We start from the raw sequence: 21,181 nt of genomic DNA, 5'->3' as shown, positions 1-21,181 counted from the left end.
CGGGCGGCTGTTCCATCCAGGCGCCCTGGGCGCCCGGCATCAGCAGGAGGTCGTCCTCGTCGGCGCCGTCCGCCTCCGTGCCGTCCCCGTGGTCGAGGAAGGTGAACGTAACAGGAGGGGCGGGAGGGGCCGGGGCGCCGGGGTCGGCAGGGGCTGCGGCCTCCGTGGGGAACGGGTGGCCGGGCAGCGCGCCTGCGTTCTCCGGCTGTCCCTCGCCCGGGAACTGGCCGGTGTCGGTCATGCGTACCCCTCGCCCATCGGTAGTGCTCCTTCCAACCGCTCACGCCCATAGTCAAGAACGAGCGTCCGCGCCTCGCGGCACGTGTGCATCGCCCGCCCCTACCTTGCCGTGCTCCCGCCAAGAGGAGGGTGCGTTCGGGACATTGGCGACTGTGGTGTCGGACACCGAGGGGCGGTACAACGATCCGCCAGCCTACCCTCCGCCCGGCCCGCCGGGGTCACAGGTGGGTGCGGCGTCCGCTCAGCAGGAAGGCGACGGAGCGTTCGCGCTCGGACCAGGCGGCGGTGTCGAGCTCCACGGCCTGGAGCAGGGTGCACTCGACGCCGTAGCCGCCTTCGGCGAGGGCGCGGCCGACGGCCTCGGCCTCGTCGCGGGTGGCGGCGTGGGCGACGATGCGCTCGGGGCGGCGGGCGGCGCAGGCGGCGACGACGGCGGGGCCGCCGCCGCCGACGCGGACGACGTCGGGTTCGGGGAGGTCCTCCAGGACCTGGGGGGCGGCGCCGTGGACGACCTGGAGCTGGACGCCGTAGCGGCGGGCGACGGCCATGGTGCGGGCGCAGGCGTCGGGGTCGCGGTCGACGGCGATGACGGCGGCGCCGAAGCGGGCGGCCTCGACGGCGGCGGCGCCGCAGCCGGAGCCGATGTCCCAGACGAGGTCGCCGACGCGGGGGCCGAGGCGGGCGAGTTGGGCGGCGCGCAGTTCGGTGGCCTCGCCCTCGCCGAGGTCGCTGCCGTAGGCGTCGGCGGGCAGGGCCCAGCCGCGGACGGCCGGGGGGTAGCCGGGGTCGCGGCCGGCGATCCAGCCGCCGCCGGCGCGGGGCCGGGTGGCGCCCCAGCCGGGAACGGCGACGGGGCCGGCGGCGCCGCTGCCGCCGATGACGATGACGACGTTGGGGTCGCGCCAGTGGTGGTCGGGGGCCTTGTCGGAGGTGAGGACGGTGACCTGTTCGCGCTCGGTGCCGAGCTCCTCGCAGATGACGAAGGTGCGGTGGACGTCGCCGAGGAGGAGGGCGAGTTCGGCGGGGCCGGCGCCGGGCGAGGTGAGGACGGCGACCTTGGGGTGGGCGCGGCAGACGTTGACGGCGCGGCGCAGGTCGCGGCTGTGGGCGACGACGATCTGGGCGTCGTCCCAGGGCATGCCGGCGCGGGCGAAGGCGGCGGCGACGGCGGAGACGGCGGGCACGACCTCGACCTCCAGCCCGTGCTGGGGGGCGCGCAGGGTGCGGACGACGCCGAAGAAGCCGGGGTCGCCGTCGGCGAGGACGACGGCGGAGCCGCGGTGGCCGGCGATGCGGCGGGCGGCGAGGTCGACGCTGCCGAGGCGGACGCGTTCGGCGGCGGGCGGCACTTCGGGGAGCGCCAGGTGGTGGGCGGCGCCGGCCACGAGGGTGGCGGCGGCCAGGGCGGAGCGGGCCGCGTCCGTGAGTGGTGAGCCGTCCCACCCGATCACCGTGACCCGGTCGGCCATCGTCGTCATTCTCCTGGGCTTGTGAGCGGGTCTGCGGTGGGTGCCCGTCTGCGGGCAGGGTGAGCGTACCCCGTGTTGGTCCGGACCTTCCGGCTCCGCTTTCCGTGCCGGGGGTGGGCCCCGGCCGGCCGGGGCGTCAGGACCAGTCGCGGAAGGCCGCGGCGTACCCGGGGTCGCCGGCGGGCTGTTCGCGCATCTCGTCGAGGTCCTCGGGAAGGAGGCTCCAGATGATGAGGTCGGAGCGGAGCTCGGTCCAGCCCCCGTCCTCGGTGCGGCCGCGTCCTATCCAGGCGTTGCGCAGCACTCCCTCGCTGATGCAGCCGGTCTTCTGCGCGACCTGCTGGGAGGCCGTGTTGTCGGCGGCGGTGCGCAGTTCCAGGCGCTCGAACTTCTGGTCGTTGAAGAGCCACTCGGCCACCGCGAGGACGGACTCGCAGGCGTAGCCCTCGCCGCGGGCCCAGGGGGCGACGACGTAGCCGACCTCGGCGGAGAGGGCGCGCCAGTCGGTGTGGTGGAGGTGGACGCAGCCGACGAGGCGGTGGGTGAGGAACTCGGTGACCGCAAAGACGATTCCGCGCCCGGAGGTGCGCTCGGCGGGGGCCTCGCGCAGGGCCCAGTCACGGGCGTGGGCGGTGGTGTAGGGGTGCGGCACGGAGGTCCATGCGGTGACGAGCTCGTCGCTCATCATCTCCGCGAGCGCGGGCACGTCCTGGGCCTCGAACGGGCGCAGCACCAGCCGGTCCGTACTGATGGAGATGTCCGGGAAGGTGGATGTCATGTGCTGCTCCAACGCCGGGGAGGTGGGCTCGGGACGGGGCGGTCCGGGCTCGGGTGCACCAGCATGCAGCATCGATGCGTGCGTGCGCCAAGCGCGTCGGCCCCGCGCACGTCGTCGCGTGCGCGGGGCCTGGGGCCACAGGGGCGGTTGTGGTGACGGGAGGGGCGACCGGGGTCAGCTCTTCACCGCGCCGAAGGCGGGCAGGACCGCACCGTTGCTGAACTTCTGCTCGATGAACTTCTTCACCTCGTCGGAGTTCAGGAGCTTGGCGAGCTTCTGGACGCGCGGGTCATCCTCGTTGCCCTTCTTCACGGCGAGGAAGTTGGCGTAGGGGTTGCCGTCGGCCTTCTCCAGGGCGATGGCGTCCTTGGCCGGGTTGAGCTTGTGGCCGATGGCGAAGTTGCCGTTGATGACGGCGGCGTCGACGTCGGCGAGGCGCGAGGGGATCTGGGCGGCCTCGAGCTCGGTGAACTTCACGCCCTTGTCGTCCTTGATGTCCGACAGCTTGGCGGCGGCGCCGACGCCGTCCTTGAGGACGATGACGCCGTTGTCGGCCAGCAGCTTCAGGGCGCGGCCCTCGTTGGTGGCGTCGTTGGGCACGGCGATGGTCGCGCCGCTGCCGAGGTCGCCGGCCTTCTTTACCTTTTCGGAGTACAGGCCGAGCGGCTCGATCTCGACGTTGACGACGGGGACGATGTCCGTCTTGTTCTTCTTGTTGAAGTCGTCGAGGTACGGCTTGTGCTGGAAGAAGTTGGCGTCGACCTCGCCGTTCTGCGTGGCGGTGTTGGGGAGCACGTAGTCGTTGAACTCCTTCACCTCCAGCTTCAGGCCGGCCTTCTCCGCGAGGTTGTCGCGGACGTAGTTGAGGATGTCGCCGTGCGGGGTCGGGCTGGCGGCGACGACGAGCTTGGCGGCCGGGTCGGCGTCCTTGCCCTTCTTCGACGAGCTGCCGGACGAGGAGGTGTCGGACGGAGCGCTGCACGCGCTCAGGCCGAGGGTGAGTGCGGCGGCGGCCGCGACGGCGGCGGTGAGCTTGACGGTGGTACGCACGAAGAGTGCCCCTCTTTCTGGTTTTCCTGGGTTCACGAGGTGTTGCGCCCGGCAAAGGGTCCGGGCTCGTGGTGCTGCGGTGAGGGGCGAAAAGCCCCTCGGTGCCAGGCCTGATCAGCTCCGATCAGGAAGTCTTGCGGGTCAGGAGAGCTTGGCGGCCTCCGGCGCCTCGGCCTGGGCCGGGACGGTCGCCACGGGCTTCGCCGTGGTGCGCGCGGGGGCGAACAGGCGGCGCAGCCCCACGGGGGCCGCCTGCCGTCCGCCGCGCCGGGCGAGGGTCCGCACGGCGAGGTCGCCGGCGAGCTGGACGAGGGTGACGATGACGATGAGCAGCACGATGGTGATGTTCATCAGGCCGGTCTCGGAGCGCTGGTAGCCGTAGACGATGGCCAGGTTGCCCAGGCCGCCGCCGCCGACCGCGCCGGCCATCGCGGAGTAGCCGATGAGGGCGATGATCGTGGTGGTCAGGCCCGCGATGACGGAGGGCAGGGCCTGCGGGAGCAGCACCTTGAAGATCACGGTCCAGGTGCCGCCGCCCATGGACTGGACGGCTTCGACGAGACCGTGGTCGACCTCGCGGAGCGCGGTCTCCACCAGCCGGGCGAAGAACGGGATCGCGCCGATGGCCAGGGCCACGACGGCCGCGCTGGGCCCGATGGAGGTGCCGACCACGAAGCGGCTGAAGGGGATCAGCCACACCATGAGGACGATGAAGGGCAGCGAGCGGCCGAGGTTGACGACCACCCCGACGATCTTGTTGACCACAACGTTCTGCAGGAGGCCGCCGCGGTCGGTGAGGACCAGCAGGATGCCCAGCGGCAGGCCGCCGAGGATGGTGTAGACGGTGGACCACCACACCATGAAGAGGGTGTCCAGACACGCGTTCTGCAGCAGGGGCTGCATCTCGGCCCAGGTCACTTGGCACCATCCTTCAGGAGCTCGTCGGCGGGCGCCGGGGTCTTGACGTCGGCGACGTCGACCTGGAGGCCCTGCTCGCGCAGGAAGCCGATCGGGACGACGTTCTCCTCGAAGCGGCCGGGCAGCTCGATGCGCATCCGGCCGACCTGCTTGCCGCAGACGGTGTCCATCGCGGCGCCCAGGATCGAGATGTCGATGTTGTACGTACGGGAGAGCTGGGAGATGACCGGCTGGGTCGCGGCGTCGCCGTGGAAGGTGACGTCCACGACGGTGCGGTCCGGGCCGGAGGGCTCGCCGCCGACCGGGAAGAGCTCGGCCGCGAGCTCCGAGCCGGGGGTGGCCAGCAGTTCGGAGACGGTGCCGGACTCCACGACGCGGCCGCCCTTCATCAGGGCCGCGGAGTCGCAGATCGTCTTGACGACCTCCATCTCGTGGGTGATGAGGAGGACGGTCAGGCCGAGCTGCTGGTTGAGGTCGCGCAGCAGCTGCAGGATGGAGCGGGTGGTCTCCGGGTCGAGCGCGGACGTCGACTCGTCGGAGAGCAGCACCTTGGGGTCGCCGGCGAGGGCGCGGGCGATGCCCACGCGCTGCTTCTGGCCGCCGGAGAGCTGTCCGGGGTAGGCCTTGGCCTTGTCGGCGAGGCCGACGAGGTCGAGGAGTTCGAGGGCCTTGCGCTCGCGCTCCTTGCCGGAGACGCCGAGGATCTCCAGGGGCAGCTCGATGTTGGACTGCACGGTCCGCGAGGACAGCAGGTTGAAGTGCTGGAAGACCATGCCGATGCGGCTGCGCGCCTTGCGCAGTTCGGCTCCGGCGCGGTTGCCGCGCCCGGCGAGGGCGGTGAGGTCCTGGCCCGCCACGGTGACCGTGCCGGAGCTGGGCCGCTCCAGGAGGTTGACGCAGCGGATGAGGGTCGACTTTCCGGCGCCGCTCTGACCGACGACGCCGTACACCTCGCCCTCGCGCACGTGGAGGTCGACGCCGTCGAGGGCGGTGACCTCGCGGCCGCGTGAGCGGTAGACCTTTGTCAGGCCCGTAGTGGTGATCACAGGGGTTTCCGTCACTGTCGAGTGCGCGGCTGTGGGGCGGCCGGGCACGGGCATTCATTGCGGAGCGCGGCATAGGGTGCCCCGGCGGGCGCGAACGGGGTCGCGGCTTCGGGGATGTCCTGGTGACGCGGGGCGAGCCTTCCGGTCCGGTCCGGTGGGACGCGGGACGCGGGCTCTACGGGTCTCGCTTCGGGGCGCGAGGCACGGAACGGGGGCCCTCAGCAGTCACACATTCGACACATGCAACGAGCAGCGCCGGGCGTCGTCATCGCCTCGGTCGCACAGGTGCGGCTGCTCGTCGTGGTCATGCAGGAAGTAAAACAGACAGGCGTGCGAGTCGGCCAAGGCTGTCCGAATAGCGGACAGGAAAGGCCAATACGTGGACACGCCACACTTCCGTAAGTGATCTTCAAGCCATTCGGTAACCGCCGGTGACCTGCGCGGACGCGCCCGGAGGTCATCTGTGACGAGCCCCCTCACCCGCACGGCGCGATCTCCGGTGTGGTCAAGGCCACGGGCCGGCGGCGCCCGGCGCGGGGCCGAGCGCGGTGTCCCGGGGACGGGCCATTAAAGTCGTCCCATGCTTGTCCAGCCCCATCCGCACGCCCCGGCAGCGCGGTGGCCGCGGTGATCGACGCACTGACGCTCGTCGTCGGCGTGACCGCCCTCGCGCTCGCCGCCTGGTGCGGCTTCGCCTTCTCCCGCGACCAGTCCACCAAGGACTGGCACTTCATCGGCATGGCCGTGGTGTCCGTACTGGCGGTCGCGCAGCTCGTCGTCGGCGTGGTGCGGCTGGCCGGCGGCGACAAGCCCGGCCAGGGCACCGCCATCTTCCTGGCCTACCTGATCGGCTCGGCCGCGGCCGTCCCCGCCGCGGGCTTCATGTCGCTGGCCGAGCGCACCCGCTGGGGCTCGGCCACCGTGGCGGCCGGCGCCGTCATCCTCGCCGTGCTCGAAGTACGGCTCTACGACATCTGGGGAGGCTGACCGTGACCGAACCGACCACCCCCGCCAAGCCCGGCTTCAACCTCGGCGAGGGCCCGGGCCGGCTGCTGGTGTGGCTCTACGGCGTCTTCACCGTCGCCGCGGCCTCCCGCTCGATCGTCCAGATGATCCTGGACTTCGGCCGGGCCCCGCTGGCCTACGTGCTGTCCGCCGTCGCCGCCGTGGTGTACGCCTTCATCACGTACTCCCTCGTCCGCGGCGGCCCCGCGGCCCGCAGGGCGGCCCTCGTGTGCTGCGCCGCCGAACTGGCCGGCGTCCTCGTCGTCGGCACGTGGACGCTCGTCGCGCCGTCCGCCTTCCCCGACGCCACGGTCTGGTCGGACTACGGCATGGGCTACCTCTTCATCCCGGTCATCCTGCCGGTGACCGCGATGATGTGGCTGCGCCGCGCGGCACAGCCACAGGCCGCCTAGAAGCTCGTCGCGAGCGCCGCCTCGGCGGCGCCGTCACGAGCACCGGGCGCCTTCTCCTGCTGCTCCTGCTGCTCCTGCTGCTCCTTCTGGCTTTTCTCCATCGTCACCACCGTCAGCTTGCGCGTGACCTGCTCGGTGGCGACCTGCGCGTACCCCCACTTGCGGTACAGGCGCAGGTTCCCCTCGTTGCGGTGGCCGGTCGCGAGCCGGAAGCGGGCGGCGCCCTCGGCCGCAAGCCGGGCCTCGACCGCGGCGAGCAGCCGCCCGCCCAGCCCGTGCCGCTGCATGCGGGGGTGCACGATCATCCCCGAGATCACCGCCGTGCCCTCCGGGCCGGCTGCCGTGCCGCGCACCGAGCCCACGACCTCGTCGCCCAGCCGGGCCACCAGCACGCAGCCCGCCGCCAGTTCGGCGCGGAGCTCGGCGAGCGTCTGGGTGAGCGGTGCGATGGAGTAGTCGCCGTAGAGCTCGGCCTCGCCCTGATAACAGAGGTACTGGAGTTTGAGGATCTGCTCGGCGTCGTGATCGGTCGCCGCAGAGATGGTCACGCTCATGCCCATGTGCCCACGCCTCCCCTTTTGGGTTCGGTCCGCCCTGATCCGTAACTACAGGAGCCGTCGCGGGTGCACGCCGTCTCCGTGGCGCCGGCTGTCTACCGCTCCTTTCCCCAGGGTTCAGGAGCCGCAACCTCCGCCGTCAGCATTCTGCGCAGGCATCCCAGGCAACGGGAACGAACCGGCCCCAAAGATCCTTGTGACATTCCCAACTCGCCTGCGATTTCTCGGTAGGTCGGGTCCTTACGGGACAACAGGGCCGCCAGCAGGCGGGGGCACCGGCCGGGCAGGCGGCGCACGGCGGCGCGCAGCGCGCGGCCCTCTTCGGCGGCGAGCACCTGCTGTTCGACGCCCGCGTCGGCAGCGCACGGCGGCTCGCCGTGGGTGGGGTCGTAGAGCACCTCGCGCCGGGCCCGGCGGCGCGCGGCGCGGGCCTCCGCTCTGACGGTCGCCCGCAGCCGGGCCTCGGAGACGATGGTGCGGCGCTCACTGAGCAGCCGCACCCAGACGCCCTGCTCGAGGTCGGCGGCATCGGTCCCGGCGACCGCGGCCGCCTCGGCGGCGCACTCCGCTTTGAGCAGCGGGCTCAGCCGGGTCAGGAGATCGCTCTGCGTCATGCGGTGCGGGACGTGTGCGCTTGCCGCGCCGGTTGCCGGTGTTGCGGGTTATCACCCGTCCGGGTGATGGGCCGGTTCCTCCCCCGGCTACCGCTGGGGATGCTGAGCGCCGTTGCGGCGGCAACACGTTTCTGCGCGGCAGAACCGTTGTTTCCGCCGCAACGGCGAGATGTCCCAGGGACGTGCCCGGCGGTGCCGAGCCCGCCCCGGACCGTACGTCAGGCCTTGCGGAACGCGCTGCGCGCGAGCACCGCCGTGTCGCAGTTGTCCGAGAAGATGCCGTCGATCCCGGTCGCGAAGTACGTCTTGAACGCCGCGAGCGCGTCGCCGTACCCGTTGGGGTCGGTGCCGCGCCGGAAGTCCGCCGGCAGGAAGCTGTTCTCGTTGCGCATGGTGTACGGGTGCAGGATCAGCCCCGCGGCGTGCGCGTCCCGCACCAGCGTCGTCGGCTTGGTCAGCTTGTCGTTCTTGTCCCGCGGGATGATGAGGTTCAGCCACGGGCCGATGCCCTGGGCGAAGCCGGAGACCCACTTCAGGCCCTTGGGCGTGATGAGGTCGGCGACCTTACGGGGGTCCTTGGCCTCGACGAAGTCCCACGGCTGCGTCGTGAGGTCGTCCAGCAGGAGCACCTTCGGGCAGTCGACGCCCAGCCGGCCCAGCCGCTGGAGGCTGCTCGGCTCGAAGGACTGCAGGAAGGTGTAGCCGTTGCGGCCCGAGCGGTTGTAGCGGCGCAGCAGCTTGGCGACCCGCTCCTCCAGGCCGAGGCCGGCCTTGCGGAAGTAGGTGGGGTGCTTGGTCTCGACGTGCAGCCATATGCGCCGGCCGCGCTTGCGGCCCTGCTCGTCGGCCCACTGCAGGACCTCTTCGAAGGTGGGCACCTGCCACACGCCGTCGTAGAGGGTGTTGTGCTGCCGGTTGCCGGGGATGCGCTCCTTGGCGCGCAGCGTCTTGAGCTCGGCGAGCGTGAAGTCCTCGGTGAACCAGCCGGTGTGGGCCTCGCCGTCGACGGTCTTCGTCGTCTTACGGGAGGCGAACTCCGGGCGGGAGGCGACGTCCGTCGTGGCGGTGATGTCGTTCTCGTGCCGGCAGACGAGGTGCCCGTCCTTGGTGGGGACGACGTCCTGCTCGATGACGTCCGCGCCGTTGTCGAGGGCGAACTGGTAGGAGCCGAGGGTGTGCTCGGGGCGGTAGCCGCAGGCGCCCCGGTGGCCGATGACGGTGGGCACCGGCAGGTCCTTGTACGAACCGCCGCCCGTGCCGCCGCCGCGACCCTGCGCCGCCGGGGCGGAGGTCGCGGCCGCCGCCGTGCCCGCTCCGCCGCCGAGGACGACCGCTCCCGCGCCGAGGGCCGCGGCGGCCCCCAGAAGGGTGCGCCTGCCCGGCCGCTGCTCCTGATCCATGAACGCTCCTTGCTTGCGGTCCCGGCGCCGGTCGGGCACCTGTCGGACGCGCAGATCGTAAACACGTACGACTTCCGTCTGTGAAGACGGAAGACAAACGGCGTGCAAACTCACGTCAACACTCCGTATCGCCTCCCCCTACCCGGGGTGCGCGTGGGCCATACCGACGAGTATGGTCAGCCCCTGCGCAGGCATGCGCCGCACCGACCACCACGACCGGAGGGCCCCGTTGTCCCGCATCTTGCTCAAGGCGTTCCTCGGATTGCTCATGCGCGTCCTGTACCGCCCCAAGGTGGAGGGCACGGAGAACATCCCCGGCAACGGACCGGTCATCCTCGCGGGCAGCCACGTGACCTTCGTCGACTCGCTGTTCCTGGCACTGGTGGTCAAGCGGCAGGTGTTCTTCATCGGCAAGGACGAGTACGTCACGGGCAAGGGGGTCAAGGGCCGGCTCATGGCCTGGTTCTTCCGCAGCTCCGGCATGATCCCGGTGGACCGTGACGGCGGCCACGGCGGTGTCGCGGCGCTGATGACCGGCCGCCGGATCCTCGACGAGGGCAAGGTCTTCGGCATCTACCCCGAGGGCACCCGCTCTCCCGACGGCCGGCTCTACCGCGGCCGCACCGGCATCGCCCGCCTCGCGCTGATGACGGGCGCGCCGGTGGTGCCGTTCGCGATGGTCGGCATGGACAAGGTCCAGCCGGGCGGCAAGGGCATGCTGCGCCTCGCCCCGGTGACGGTCCGCTTCGGCGATCCGCTGGACTTCTCCCGCTACGAGGGCATGGACCGCGACCGCTACATCCTGCGCGCCGTCACCGACGAGGTGATGAGCGAGGTCATGAGCCTGTCGGGCCAGGAGTACGTGGACGTCTACGCGACCAAGGCCCGGGCCTCGAAGGCCGCCTGACGCCTCGTCACATCTACCTCTCCCGGCCGCGGCGCGGCTAGCCCAGGCTGATGCAGGTGGGCTGGAAGGCCGGATCGGCCGGGCCCTTGCGTCCCAGCGCGTTGAGAACCCACTGGGCGACGACCGGGTCCTTGGTGGCCTGGTCGTGCATGAAGAGGTCGAGCTTGCACTTGTCCTGCAGCACGACGTTGGTGACGCGCCCGGCCGGGCCGCTCAGCAGGGCGCTGGTGTACGGGACGACGACTTCGTCGTAGCGCGTGGAGACGACGGTGTAGTCGGGTCCGGCCGGCGCCTCCTCGCCCTCGTTGAGCTTCTTCATGAAGTCCGAGCCCCACTGCTGGTCGACGCAGGACGGGCAGATCGTCCAGCCGGCCGCGACGGCCAGCGGGTTCTTCGTGCCGTGATTGGACGGGACGATGCCGACGAGGTCGTCGACCTTGTCCGCGCCGCCCAGGAACTTCACGTAGTAGCGCGGCATCATGCCGCCCTGGCTGTGACCGACGAGGTCGACCTTCTTCGCGCCCGTGGCGCCCCGCACGGCCTCCACGAAGTCGCGCAGCTCCGCGGCCGCTTGCGGGATCGGGGCGGTCTCCATGTTGCCGTAGTTGAAGGCGAAGACGCAGTAGCCCGCCTCCTTCAGCTTCGGGGAGAGCGCGGACCAGTTCTCGGCCATGAGCTTGAAGGTGCCGTTGACCAGCACGACGGGCTCGGGGTGGGCCGAATCCGGCTTGCAGGACCAGTCGTTGGCGCCCTTCGGCGGGATGTCGAGGACGGAGGCGGAGGCCGGGGAGGCGGCGAGGCCCGTGAGGCCCAGGGCCGCGGTGGCCGCGGCGGCGAGCAGGAGTCTGACCGTTCTGCGGAGGCGCATGGGGGGGGTGTCCTTTGGCAACGGGACGGCGGAAAACCGCTGTCGTAAACCGAACCACGTTCGACAATGTCGACCAGTGGTCGTGATCGTTGCCCGGACGTAAGGACCTCGTCAAGGGAAATTGTTTCCGGCATATGTCACACGGGCCGGGGCTTGCCGCCCCGGCCCGTCGTGCGCTTTGCTCATGTGAGCCGTGCCCGGCTCAATCCGGCGAGCGCGGTTCCGTTCTGCCGTACTCGCGCGGCGGATTCGCCGTACCCGCGCGGGGGTTCGCCGTACCCACATGGAGGTTTAGCCGCACCCGCGCGGCGGATCAGCCGCCGTAGCCCTCCTCCAGCTTCTGCCCGCGGAGCAGGAACCACGCGGCGACGGCCGTCGCCAGCAGCACCACCGCGCCGACGCCGGAGGCGATCTGCAGCCCGTCGACGAAGGCGTCCTGCGCGGAGGTGAGCAGGCTCGTGGCCTGGTCGGCCGGCAGTGCGGAGGATGCCTCCACGGCGCCGCCGAGGGACTCGCGTGCCTCGCCGGCGGCCGCCGCGGGCACGCCCGCGGGGACGGTGAAGTCCCGGTAGACGCCGGTGACGATCGAGCCGAGCAGTGCGATGCCGAGCGCGGCACCGAGCTCGTACGCCGTCTCCGAGACGGCCGAGGCGGCGCCCGCCTGTTCCTTGGGCACGCTGGAGAGGATCACGTCGGCCGTGACGGTGAAGGAGAAGCCCGCGCCGACCCCCACGACCAGCAGGGTAGCGCCGAGCACCGGGTAGGCGGTGTCGGACTGCAGCCAGACGAGGACCGCGAGGGCCACGCCGATCGCCGCGAGCCCGCCGGCCACGACCGAGCGCACCGAGAACCGCCGGGCGGCCCGCCCCGCGAGCAGCCCCGCCGTGACCGCACCGACCGCCGCCGGCAGCTCGGCGAGGCCCGCCTCCAGCGGGCTGCGCCCCTGGACGAGCTGGAGGAACTGCGACAGGAAGAAGACCATGCCGGACAGGCCGAGGACGGTCAGCAGGTCGGCCAGCACCGCGCCGGAGAAGCCCCGGTGGTGGAAGAGGCGCATGTCCAGCAGCGGCGAGGGCAGTGTGAGCTGCCGGCGGACGAACCACAGCAGCGCGAGGACTCCGACGGCGCCCGCCGCGGCGACGTCCCAGCGCAGTCCATGGGTCGCCCCCTCCTTGATCGCGTAGACGACGGCGATGACGCCGGTCATGGAGAGCACCACGCTGAGCAGGTCCCACGGGCCGGGCGACGGGTCGCGGGACTCGGGCAGCAGCTTGATGCCGACGAGCACCAGCACGGCCATCACCGGCAGGTTGATCAGGAAGACCGAGCCCCACCAGAAGTGGCCCAGCAGGAAGCCGCCCACGACCGGGCCCACCGCGGCGCCCGCCGAGGCCATGGCGCCCCAGATGCCGATGGCCAGGCTGCGTTCCTTGGGGTCGTGGAAGATGTTGCGGATCAGGGCGAGCGTGGAGGGCATCAGCGTCGCGCCCGCGACGCCCAGCAGGGCCCGGGCCGCGATCATCATCTCGGGGCTGGTGGCGTAGGCGTTCAGCACGGAGACCGCGCCGAAGGCCACCGCGCCGGTCAGCAGGAGCTTCTTGCGGCCGATGCGGTCGCCGAGGCTGCCCATGGAGACCAGGAGTCCGGCGATGACGAACGAGTAGACGTCGCCGATCCACAGCAGCTGGGTGCCGGACGGGCGCAGGTCCTCGCTGAGGAAGGGCGTCGCGAGACCGAGGACGGTCGCGTCGACGGCGACGAGGAGGACGGCCAGGGCGAGGACGGCGAGCGCGAGCCAGCGTCCGGGACGGGGCGTCTCGGCGGGGGCCTCCGCGATCAGCGCGCGGCCGTTGGTTCCGGTCACCGTTTTATCCTCCGCTCGGTATCGGCCCTTCGTTCGGCGCCGCCCAGGAGCAGTTCGGCGACCATGCGGGGCATGTCCTTGGCGGCCACGCGCCGGTCCTGGACGGCCCAGGCGCCGGTGCCGATCAGGCCGTAGAGGGCCTCGGTGAGCCAGGCGGGCGTGAGGTCGAGCCGGAAGGAGCCGTCCTCCTGGCCGCGGCTGAAGAGCTGCTGGACGCGGGTGTCGAGCCGGTTCCAGCCCTCGTTGGTGCCGTTCTCGTAGAGCTGGTTCTCGGTGAAGAGGAAGGCGAGCATGCCGGCGACGGGCTCGGCCTCGTCGATCAGGCGGCGGACGGCGCCGGCCGCGTCGCCCTCCTCGATCCGGGCCGCGTCCAGGGCCTGCTCGAACTGCTGGATGCCCAGCTCCTCCAAGGCGCGCACGAGCGCGTCGCGCCCGGAGAAGTGGCGGTGGAGGGTGGCGCGGCCGATCCCCGCGGCCTTGGCGATCTCGTCCATGGAGGCGGTCGCCTTGCGGGTGAGCAGGGCGGCGGCCTCCCTCAGCACATGGTCCCGGTCAACACTCATGAGACGACGATAACCCGAATGAGACGTGGATGTCTCATTCGGGTTGCCGACGTCTCAGCCCGAGCCCGGGCGTCGATCGAGCCGGGCGTCAGGGGCCTCAGCCGCGCTTGGCCTCGGCCCACTCCCGCTGGACCACCAGGTCCGCCTTGACCTCGCCGAGCTGGACCGCGACCGCGGACGGCGCCGTGCCGCCCCGGCCGTTGCGCGAGGCCAGCGCGCCGGGGACGCTCAGGACCGAGCGGACCTCGGGCGTCAGGTGCGGGGAGATCGCGGCGAACTGCTCGTCGGTGAGCCCGTCGAGCTCGATGCCCCCGGCCTCGCACTCCTTGACGCACTCCCCCGCCACCTCGTGCGCCACGCGGAACGGCACGCCCTGCTTGACCAGCCACTCGGCGATGTCGGTGGCCAGTGAGAAACCGGCGGGGGCCAGCTCCTCCATCCGGGCGCGGTTGACCGTGAGGGTCGCCATCATCCCGGTGAAGGCCGGGAGCAGGACCTCCAGCTGGTCGCAGGAGTCGAAGACCGGCTCCTTGTCCTCCTGCAGGTCGCGGTTGTAGGCGAGCGGCAGGGCCTTGAGCGTGGCGAGCAGCCCGGTGAGGTTGCCGATGAGCCGCCCGGACTTGCCGCGCGCCAGCTCGGCGATGTCCGGGTTCTTCTTCTGCGGCATGATCGACGAGCCGGTCGAGAAGGCGTCGTGGAGGGTCACGAAGGAGAACTCCTTCGTGTTCCAGATGATGACCTCCTCGGCGACGCGCGACAGGTCGATGCCGATCATCGCCGTGATGAAGGCGAACTCGGCGACGAAGTCCCGCGAGGCCGTCCCGTCGATGGAGTTGCCCGCGGAGCCGCGCTCGAAGCCGAGGTCGGCGGCGACCGCCTCCGGGTCCAGCCCGAGGGAGGACCCGGCGAGCGCGCCCGAGCCGTACGGCGAGACCGCCGTGCGCTCGTCCCACTGCCGCAGCCGCTCCGCGTCCCGCGACAGCGCCTGGACGTGCGCGAGCACGTGGTGGGCGAAGAGCACCGGCTGCGCGTGCTGCAGGTGCGTCCGGCCCGGCATGGCGACGTCCGGGTGCGCCTCGGCGAGGCCGACGAGCGCCTCCTGGAGATCGGCGATCAGCCCGCCGATGATCCGGGCGTGGTCGCGCAGGTACATCCGGAAGAGCGTGGCGACCTGGTCGTTGCGGGACCGCCCGGCGCGCAGCTTGCCCCCGAGGTCGGGGCCGAGCCGCTCCAGCAGGCCCCGTTCGAGGGCGGTGTGCACGTCCTCGTCGGCGACGGTGCCGGTGAAGGTGCCGGCGGCGACGTCGGCCTCCAGCAGCCCGAGGCCCTCGATCATGCGGGTGAGCTCGTCGTCCGTGAGCAGCCCGGCCTTGTGCAGCACGCGGGCGTGCGCGCGGGAGCCGGCGATGTCGTACGGGGCGAGCCGCCAGTCGAAGTGGACGGAGGCGGAGAGCTGGGCGAGGGCCTCGGCGGGCCCGTCGGCGAACCGGCCGCCCCAGAGACGTACGTCGCCGCCTGCGGCCTGGCTCTGCGGACCCGTGGTCATCGTGCTGCTCCTCTGCGTGGCGCGGTGCTGGAGCCTCCCCGGCCGCGGCGGGCCGGGGAGGCGGAGGGAGGGACGGACGTCGGTGCGAGCCGCGGCTTAGAAGGCCAGGTCCCGCTTCGCGGCGATCTTCGAGGACAGGCCGAAGATCTCGATGAAGCCCTTCGACATCGACTGGTCGAACGTGTCGCCCGTGTCGTACGTGGCGAGGTTGAAGTCGTAGAGCGACTTCTCGGACTTCCGGCCCGTGACGACGGCCCGGCCGCCGTGCAGCGTCATCCGGATGTCGCCGGAGACGTGCTCGTTGGCCTCGGCGATGAAGCCGTCCAGGGCCCGCTTGAGCGGGGAGAACCACAGGCCGTCGTAGACGAGCTCGGTCCACCGCTGCTCGACCTGCCGCTTGTAGCGGGCGAGCTCGCGCTCGACCGTGACGGCCTCCAGCTCCTGGTGGGCGGTGATCAGCGCGATCGCGCCGGGCGCCTCGTAGATCTCCCGGGACTTGATGCCCACGAGCCGGTCCTCGACCATGTCGAGCCGGCCGATGCCCTGCGCGCCGGCCCGCTCGTTGAGCTGCTGGATGGCCTGCAGCACGGAGACGGGCTTGCCGTCGATCGCGACCGGGACGCCCTGCTCGAAGGTGATGATCACCTCGTCGGCCTCCCGGGGGGTGGCCGGGTTCGCCGTGTAGTCGTAGACGTCCTCGATCGGGGCGTTCCAGATGTCCTCCAGGAAGCCGGTCTCGACGGCCCGGCCGAAGACGTTCTGGTCGATGGAGTACGGCGACTTCTTGGTGGTGGCGATCGGCAGGCCCTTGGCCTCGCAGAAAGCGATGGCCTTGTCCCGCGTCATCGCGTAGTCCCGGACGGGGGCGATGCACTTGAGCTCGGGCGCGAGGGAGGAGATGCCGGCCTCGAACCGCACCTGGTCGTTGCCCTTGCCGGTGCAGCCGTGGGCGACGGTGGTCGCGCCGTGCTTCTTCGCGGCGGCCACGAGGTGCTTGACGATCGTGGGCCGGGAGAGGGCGGAGACCAGCGGGTATCGGTCCATGTAGAGGGCGTTGGCCTTGATCGCCGGGAGGCAGTACTCCTCGGCGAACTCGTCCTTGGCGTCGGCGACCTCCGCCTCCACCGCACCGCAGGCGAGCGCGCGCTTGCGGATGACGTCCAGGTCCTCGCCGCCCTGGCCGACGTCCACGGCAACGGCGATGACCTCGGCGCCCGTCTCCTCGGCGATCCAGCCGATGGCGACGGAGGTGTCCAGGCCGCCGGAGTAGGCGAGTACGACGCGCTCGGTCACGGGTTTCTCCTTACGATGCATTCGCTGATGGGTATAACTATGCACTCGACCGTATGGTTCGTCAATGCTCTTCGTGGTTTGCTTTGCGTGACGGCCTCGTCACGCGGACGGGACCGCGGACCCCGAATTTGGATCACGCCGCCAAACAGGATATTTTCTTTCTGCACGCCCCACCGGGAAGAAACCCGGGAGGGACGAGCACCGGGACGTGGCGCAGCTTGGTAGCGCACTTGACTGGGGGTCAAGGGGTCGTGGGTTCAAATCCCGCCGTCCCGACCAGCGAACATCGCAGGTCGGAAGCCGTTTCCTCGCACAGCGAGGGAGCGGCTTCCGTCGTTTCCGGTCCCTTCCGTCGTTTCCGGGCCCTTCCGGGGAACACGCGCGGCCGGCCGGCTACGCCAGGGGGATCCGCGTCCCCTCGCGGAAGACCGCGGTCACCGCGTGGACGGCCGTGATGTCGGCGAGCGGGTCACCGGCCACGGCCACGAGGTCCGCGTCGAAGCCGGGGGCGATGCAGCCCTTGCGGCAGGCGACGCCGCAGGCGCGGGCCGCGGCCGAGGTGGCCGCGCGGAGCGCCTCCAGCGGGGTGAATCCCGTCTCCACCATGGCGGCGACGCTGTACGGATGGCTGCCATGGGCCTTGACCGGGAAGATCCCCGAGTCGCTGCCGCACACCACCCCCACCCCCGCCTCGCGCATCGCGGCCAGCCCGGCGACCAGGCCGGGGATGCGGCGGGCGATCCGCGGCGGGGGCGGCGGGCCGCCGGGCAGGGATCCGAGGGTGAGGGAAGCGACCACGCCGAGGCGGACCATGTCGTCGAGCACCCGCCGGTCGTAGTTCACGCCGGGGTCGGTCTCGTCGCTCTCGTCGGTGATCTCGGTGACGAAGAAGCAGTGCTCGACCATGTCGAACCCGGCGGCCACGGCGTCGGCGATGCCGGCGGCGGAGTGCGCGTGGGCCGTGATCGGAAGGCCGTGCCGGTGCGCCTCGCGCACGGCGGCGAGCAGCTCGGCGTGCCCGTACTGCACGTGGCAGGGGTCGGAGCCGGGGGTGAGGTCGCCGCCGGTCACCATCACCTTCACGACGTCCACACCGCGCCCGGCCCGTTCGCGGACGGCCGCCCGGATCCCGTCGACGCCCTCGGCCCGCCCGCCGAGGAACCAGCAGTGGCCGCGGGCGGTCGTCAGGGGCGGGCCGGAGGCGAGCACGGTGGGCCCGGCCGCGGGGTCCTTGGCGGTCTCCTCCCGGATCCGCAGCGCCAGATATCCCCGGTCCCCCAGGTCGCGCACGGTCGTCACGCCCGCGGCGAGGGTCGCGCGGGCCGCGGCCCGCATGCGGTCGAGCAGTTCCTCGTCACCGGCGCGCCGCAGCCGGCCGACGGCGTCCTGGCTCGCGTCGAAGGCGAGGTGCACGTGGGTGTCCACGAACCCGGGCAGCAGCGTCGCCTCCCCCAGGTCCACGAGCCCGGCCTCCGCGGGCACGCTCCCGCCGGGCACCACGCCGGTGATCCGCCCGCCCTCCACCAGCACCGTGGGCCGTTCGACGGTCCCCGGGCCTATCCCGTCGAAGAGCTTCGCCGCGCGGATCGCCAGCATGTGTCCTCCCTCGCCCCATGCCTGCTGTTGGGCCGGATTTCATGAGGCCGACGCCCCGCGCCCCTCGTCATCCTGCCCACGCCGGTGGCGAGTTCACGCCCGCGGCGGCCCGCGGACGCGTCCGGACGGCTCGTCAGCGCTCCTTCTGAGCCAGCCTCAGGAGGTGGTCCGCGAGGGCCTGGCCGCCCTTGGGGTCGCGGCTGATGAGCATCACCGTGTCGTCGCCCGCGATGGTGCCGATGATCTCGTGGACACCCGCCTGGTCGATCGCCGAGGCGAAGAACTGGGCGGCGCCCGGCGGGGTGCGCAGGACGACGAGGTTGGCGGACGCCTCCGCCGAGATCAGCAGCTCGCCCGCGAGGCGGGCCATGCGCGCCTCGGTCGCGGACTCGCCGAGCGGGGCCCGGGGGGTGCGGTCGCCGCCCTCGGAGGGGACGGCGTAGATCAGCTCGCCCCCGGTGTTGCGGATCTTGACCGCGCCCAGTTCGTCCAGGTCGCGGGAGAGCGTCGCCTGGGTGACGGACAGGCCGTCGTCGGCGAGCAGCTTGGCGAGCTGGCTCTGCGACCGGACCGCCTGCCGGCCGAGGATGTCCACGATCCGGCGGTGACGGGCAGTACGGGTCTGCGGTACGGCCTGTCCGCCGTGGAACGGCTCCGGCTCCTGCGCCTGGGTCATCGTCTCGTCAGTCTCCGCTTCGTCGTTCCCCGGGAGCAGCGGCGTCCAGGACACCCGGCAGTGCCCGGAGGAACGTTTCCACCTCATCTTCGGTGATGACCAGCGGCGGGGCCAAACGCACCACGTCGGGTGCGACCGCGTTCACCAGAAGGCCGGCGTCCTGTGCTGCCTGCTGCACCTTCGGTGCAAGGGGCTCGGAAAGGACAATACCCAGCAGCAGGCCCGCGCCACGGACACGGTCGACCAGGGGGTGGCCGAGCGCAGCGATCCCGTCACGCAGCCGCTCCCCCGCCGCCGTCACGCGGGCGAGGATCCCGTCGGTCTCCAGGGTGTCGATGACGGCCAGGGCGGCGGCGCACGCGACGGGGTTCCCGCCGAAGGTGGAGCCGTGCTGACCGGGTGTCAGCAGGTCGGCCGCCGCGCCGAAGGCGAGGGTCGCGCCGATGGGCAGGCCGCCGCCGAGGCCCTTGGCGAGGGTGACGACGTCGGGCTCGACGCCCTGTGCTTGATGCTCGAACCAGTGGCCCGTGCGGCCGATACCTGTCTGGATCTCGTCCAGGACGAGGAGGGTGCCGGTGGCGCGGGTGATCTCGCGGGCGGCGGCCAGGTAGCCGGGGGGCGGGACGATGACGCCGCCCTCGCCCTGGACGGGCTCCAGCACGACGAGCGCGGTGTCGGTGGTGACGGCCGCCCGGAGCGCGTCCTCGTCCCCGTAGGGGACGTGGGTGACGCCGGCGGGGAGCGGCAGGAAGGGGTCCTGCTTGGCGGGCTGGCCGGTGAGGGCCAGCGCGCCCATCGTGCGGCCGTGGAAGCCGCCGATGGCGGCGACCATGTGGGGCCGCCCCGTCCGCCGTCCGATCTTGAAGGCCGCTTCGACTGCCTCCGCGCCCGAGTTGGCGAAGTACACGCGCCCCGGCCGGCCGGCGAGGCCGAGCAGCCGCTCGGCGAGGGCGACCGTCGGCTCGGCGGTGAAGAGGTTGGAGACGTGGCCGAGGGTGGCGATCTGGTCCGACACGGCCCGGACGACCGCCGGGTGGGCGTGGCCGAGGGCGTTGACGGCGATGCCGCCGACGAGGTCGAGGTACGGCTTGCCGTCGGCGTCCCAGACCGTGCTGCCCTCGCCGCGGAGCAGGGGGACGCGCGGGGTCCCGTAGTTGTCCATCAGGGCGCCCTGCCAGCGCCCGGTGAGTTCCGCGTTGCTCACGGCTGCAGTCCCTTCTGGTCGGTCGCCGCAGGGTCGGGCACGACCATCGTGCCGATCCCCTCGTCCGTGAAGATCTCCAGCAGGATCGAGTGCTGGACCCGGCCGTCTATCACGCGGGCCGTGGTGACGCCGTTGCGCACGGCGTGCAGGCAGCCCTGCATCTTGGGGACCATGCCGCTCGCCAGGTCCGGGAGCAGCGCCTCCAGTTCGCTCGCCGTGAGCCGGCTGATGACCTCGTCGCTGTGCGGCCAGTCCTCGTAGAGGCCCTCGACGTCGGTGAGGACCATGAGCGTCTCGGCGCCGAGGGCCGCGGCAAGCGCGGCGGCCGCGGTGTCGGCGTTGACGTTGAAGACCCCGTGGGCGTCGGCGTCGTCGGCGCTGCGGGCGACGGAGGAGATGACGGGGATGCGCCCGTCGTCGAGCAGGGCCTGGACGGCGCCGGTGTCGATGGCGGTGATCTCGCCGACGCGGCCGATGTCGACGCGCTCGCCGCCTATCTCGGCGTAGTGCTTGGTGGCGGTCATGGTGTGGGCGTCCTCGCCCGTCAGCCCGACGGCGAGCGGGCCGTGCTCGTTGAGCAGCCCGACGAGTTCGCGCTGCACCTGCCCGGCGAGGACCATGCGGACGACGTCCATGGCCTCGGGCGTGGTGACGCGCAGGCCGGCCTTGAACTCCGAAGTGAGGCCCATCCGGTCGAGCTGGGCGCTGATCTGCGGGCCGCCGCCGTGCACGACCACGGGGCGCAGCCCGGCGTGGTGGAGGAAGACGACGTCCTGGGCGAAGGCGGCCTTGAGCTCGTCGTCGACCATGGCGTTGCCGCCGAACTTGATGACGACGGTCTTGCCGTGGTGCCGCGTCAGCCAGGGCAGCGCCTCGATGAGGATGCGCGCCTTAGGGAGGGCGGTGTGCTTGCGGGTCGTGCCCGCGGTGTCGGGGGTGTCCGTGCTGTCTGTGGTCGTCATGAGGAGTACGCGCTGTTCTCGTGGACGTAGTCGGCGGTGAGGTCGTTGGCCCAGATGACGGCGGTCTCGGAGCCCTCGGCGAGGTCGGCGGTGATACGGACCTCCCGGTAGCGCATGTCGACGAGGTCGCGGTCGTCGCCGACGGAGCCGTTGCGGCAGACCCAGACGCCGTTGATGGCCACGTTGAGCTTGTCGGGGTCGAAAGCCGCGGA

The 21,181-nt window shown here is 71.8% G+C and carries 21 protein-coding genes and 1 tRNA gene; 4 read left to right on the top strand and 18 right to left on the bottom strand.

Annotation, left to right across the window (positions count from 1 at the left end; translation table 11 throughout):
- Nucleotides 1–458 precede the first annotated feature (458 nt).
- From cbiE to IF61_RS0106390, 5 genes are all read right to left on the bottom strand, one after another.
- Nucleotides 459–1,709 (bottom strand): precorrin-6y C5,15-methyltransferase (decarboxylating) subunit CbiE, encoded by a 1,251-nt coding sequence (gene cbiE, locus IF61_RS0106410; RefSeq protein ID WP_030365268.1) that lies wholly within the window; start codon nt 1,707–1,709, stop codon nt 459–461.
- A gap of 136 nt (nt 1,710–1,845) precedes the next feature.
- Complete coding sequence (locus IF61_RS0106405) at nt 1,846–2,487, bottom strand: GNAT family N-acetyltransferase (RefSeq protein WP_030365267.1); 642 nt, start codon at nt 2,485–2,487, stop codon at nt 1,846–1,848.
- Between the two features lie 174 nt (nt 2,488–2,661).
- On the bottom strand, nt 2,662–3,537 hold the full coding sequence (locus tag IF61_RS0106400; protein WP_030365266.1) for a MetQ/NlpA family ABC transporter substrate-binding protein: 876 nt from the start codon (nt 3,535–3,537) through the stop codon (nt 2,662–2,664).
- A 141-nt stretch (nt 3,538–3,678) separates the two neighbouring features.
- Nucleotides 3,679–4,455 (bottom strand): methionine ABC transporter permease, encoded by a 777-nt coding sequence (locus IF61_RS0106395; RefSeq protein ID WP_030365265.1) that lies wholly within the window; start codon nt 4,453–4,455, stop codon nt 3,679–3,681.
- Nucleotides 4,452–5,555: a methionine ABC transporter ATP-binding protein gene (locus IF61_RS0106390; protein ID WP_078660004.1), complete on the bottom strand. Its 1,104-nt coding sequence runs from the start codon at nt 5,553–5,555 to the stop codon at nt 4,452–4,454. The genes IF61_RS0106395 and IF61_RS0106390 overlap by 4 nt, the downstream gene beginning before the upstream one ends.
- A gap of 573 nt (nt 5,556–6,128) precedes the next feature.
- On the opposite strand from IF61_RS0106390, the gene IF61_RS0106380 reads away from it, so the two are divergent.
- A complete protein-coding gene (locus IF61_RS0106380) occupies nt 6,129–6,488 on the top strand; it encodes a hypothetical protein (RefSeq protein WP_030365263.1) in 360 nt (119 codons plus the stop codon).
- 2 nt (nt 6,489–6,490) lie between these two features.
- A complete protein-coding gene (locus IF61_RS0106375; RefSeq protein ID WP_043188044.1) occupies nt 6,491–6,919 on the top strand; it encodes a hypothetical protein in 429 nt (142 codons plus the stop codon).
- Here the strand turns inward: IF61_RS0106375 and IF61_RS0106370 are convergent.
- The 3 genes from IF61_RS0106370 to IF61_RS0106360 all read right to left on the bottom strand — a co-directional run bounded on the left by IF61_RS0106370 (nt 6,916) and on the right by IF61_RS0106360 (nt 9,490).
- On the bottom strand, nt 6,916–7,518 hold the full coding sequence (locus IF61_RS0106370; RefSeq protein ID WP_342667974.1) for a GNAT family N-acetyltransferase: 603 nt from the start codon (nt 7,516–7,518) through the stop codon (nt 6,916–6,918). The genes IF61_RS0106375 and IF61_RS0106370 overlap by 4 nt on opposite strands.
- Nucleotides 7,519–7,571: 53 nt before the next feature.
- Entirely contained in the window at nt 7,572–8,090 is a 519-nt protein-coding gene (locus IF61_RS0106365) for a sigma-70 RNA polymerase sigma factor region 4 domain-containing protein (protein WP_030365261.1), read from the bottom strand.
- A gap of 218 nt (nt 8,091–8,308) precedes the next feature.
- The gene (locus IF61_RS0106360) at nt 8,309–9,490 is read right to left on the bottom strand and encodes a glycerophosphodiester phosphodiesterase (protein ID WP_030365260.1); all 1,182 of its coding nucleotides are present in this window, start codon (nt 9,488–9,490) and stop codon (nt 8,309–8,311) included.
- Nucleotides 9,491–9,719: 229 nt separating this feature from the next.
- Here IF61_RS0106360 and IF61_RS0106350 point away from each other — a divergent pair, with 229 nt between their 5' ends.
- A complete protein-coding gene (locus tag IF61_RS0106350; protein WP_030365259.1) occupies nt 9,720–10,397 on the top strand; it encodes a lysophospholipid acyltransferase family protein in 678 nt (225 codons plus the stop codon).
- Between the two features lie 37 nt (nt 10,398–10,434).
- Here IF61_RS0106350 and IF61_RS0106345 read toward each other — a convergent pair whose 3' ends face one another.
- From IF61_RS0106345 to IF61_RS0106325, 5 genes are all read right to left on the bottom strand, one after another.
- Nucleotides 10,435–11,265, bottom strand: coding sequence for an alpha/beta fold hydrolase (locus IF61_RS0106345; RefSeq protein ID WP_030365258.1), 831 nt, complete (start codon nt 11,263–11,265; stop codon nt 10,435–10,437).
- 313 nt (nt 11,266–11,578) lie between these two features.
- A complete protein-coding gene (locus IF61_RS0106340) occupies nt 11,579–13,129 on the bottom strand; it encodes an MFS transporter (protein ID WP_245684427.1) in 1,551 nt (516 codons plus the stop codon).
- Entirely contained in the window at nt 13,126–13,692 is a 567-nt protein-coding gene (locus IF61_RS0106335; protein ID WP_030365256.1) for a TetR/AcrR family transcriptional regulator, read from the bottom strand. Before IF61_RS0106335 ends, IF61_RS0106340 begins: the two co-directional genes overlap by 4 nt.
- Nucleotides 13,693–13,789: 97 nt before the next feature.
- A complete protein-coding gene (argH, locus tag IF61_RS0106330) occupies nt 13,790–15,238 on the bottom strand; it encodes an argininosuccinate lyase (RefSeq protein WP_030365255.1) in 1,449 nt (482 codons plus the stop codon).
- Between the two features lie 96 nt (nt 15,239–15,334).
- Entirely contained in the window at nt 15,335–16,531 is a 1,197-nt protein-coding gene (locus tag IF61_RS0106325) for an argininosuccinate synthase (protein ID WP_030365254.1), read from the bottom strand.
- Nucleotides 16,532–16,733: 202 nt separating this feature from the next.
- Here IF61_RS0106325 and IF61_RS0106320 point away from each other — a divergent pair.
- A tRNA-Pro gene (locus IF61_RS0106320) sits at nt 16,734–16,810 on the top strand.
- 114 nt (nt 16,811–16,924) lie between these two features.
- On the opposite strand, the gene IF61_RS0106315 is transcribed toward IF61_RS0106320, so the two are convergent.
- From IF61_RS0106315 to IF61_RS0106295, 5 genes are all read right to left on the bottom strand, one after another.
- Nucleotides 16,925–18,127 (bottom strand): amidohydrolase family protein, encoded by a 1,203-nt coding sequence (locus IF61_RS0106315; RefSeq protein ID WP_030365253.1) that lies wholly within the window; start codon nt 18,125–18,127, stop codon nt 16,925–16,927.
- Nucleotides 18,128–18,260: 133 nt separating this feature from the next.
- The gene (locus IF61_RS0106310; RefSeq protein WP_030365252.1) at nt 18,261–18,803 is read right to left on the bottom strand and encodes an arginine repressor; all 543 of its coding nucleotides are present in this window, start codon (nt 18,801–18,803) and stop codon (nt 18,261–18,263) included.
- Nucleotides 18,804–18,810: 7 nt separating this feature from the next.
- Nucleotides 18,811–20,007 (bottom strand): acetylornithine transaminase, encoded by a 1,197-nt coding sequence (locus IF61_RS0106305; protein WP_030365251.1) that lies wholly within the window; start codon nt 20,005–20,007, stop codon nt 18,811–18,813.
- Nucleotides 20,004–20,969, bottom strand: a complete 966-nt coding sequence (argB, locus tag IF61_RS0106300; RefSeq protein WP_052392449.1) for an acetylglutamate kinase — start codon at nt 20,967–20,969, stop codon at nt 20,004–20,006. Before argB ends, IF61_RS0106305 begins: the two co-directional genes overlap by 4 nt.
- The coding region (locus tag IF61_RS0106295) for a bifunctional ornithine acetyltransferase/N-acetylglutamate synthase (protein ID WP_030365249.1) at nt 20,966–21,181 on the bottom strand (216 nt) is incomplete at its 5' end. The genes argB and IF61_RS0106295, both read right to left, overlap by 4 nt.

The sequence above is a fragment of the Streptomyces roseoverticillatus genome, assembly GCF_000719265.1.
GTDB lineage: Bacteria > Actinomycetota > Actinomycetes > Streptomycetales > Streptomycetaceae > Streptomyces > Streptomyces roseoverticillatus.
Note: the sequence above shows the minus strand (reverse complement) of the source record. Positions and strands in the feature narration are given on the sequence as shown.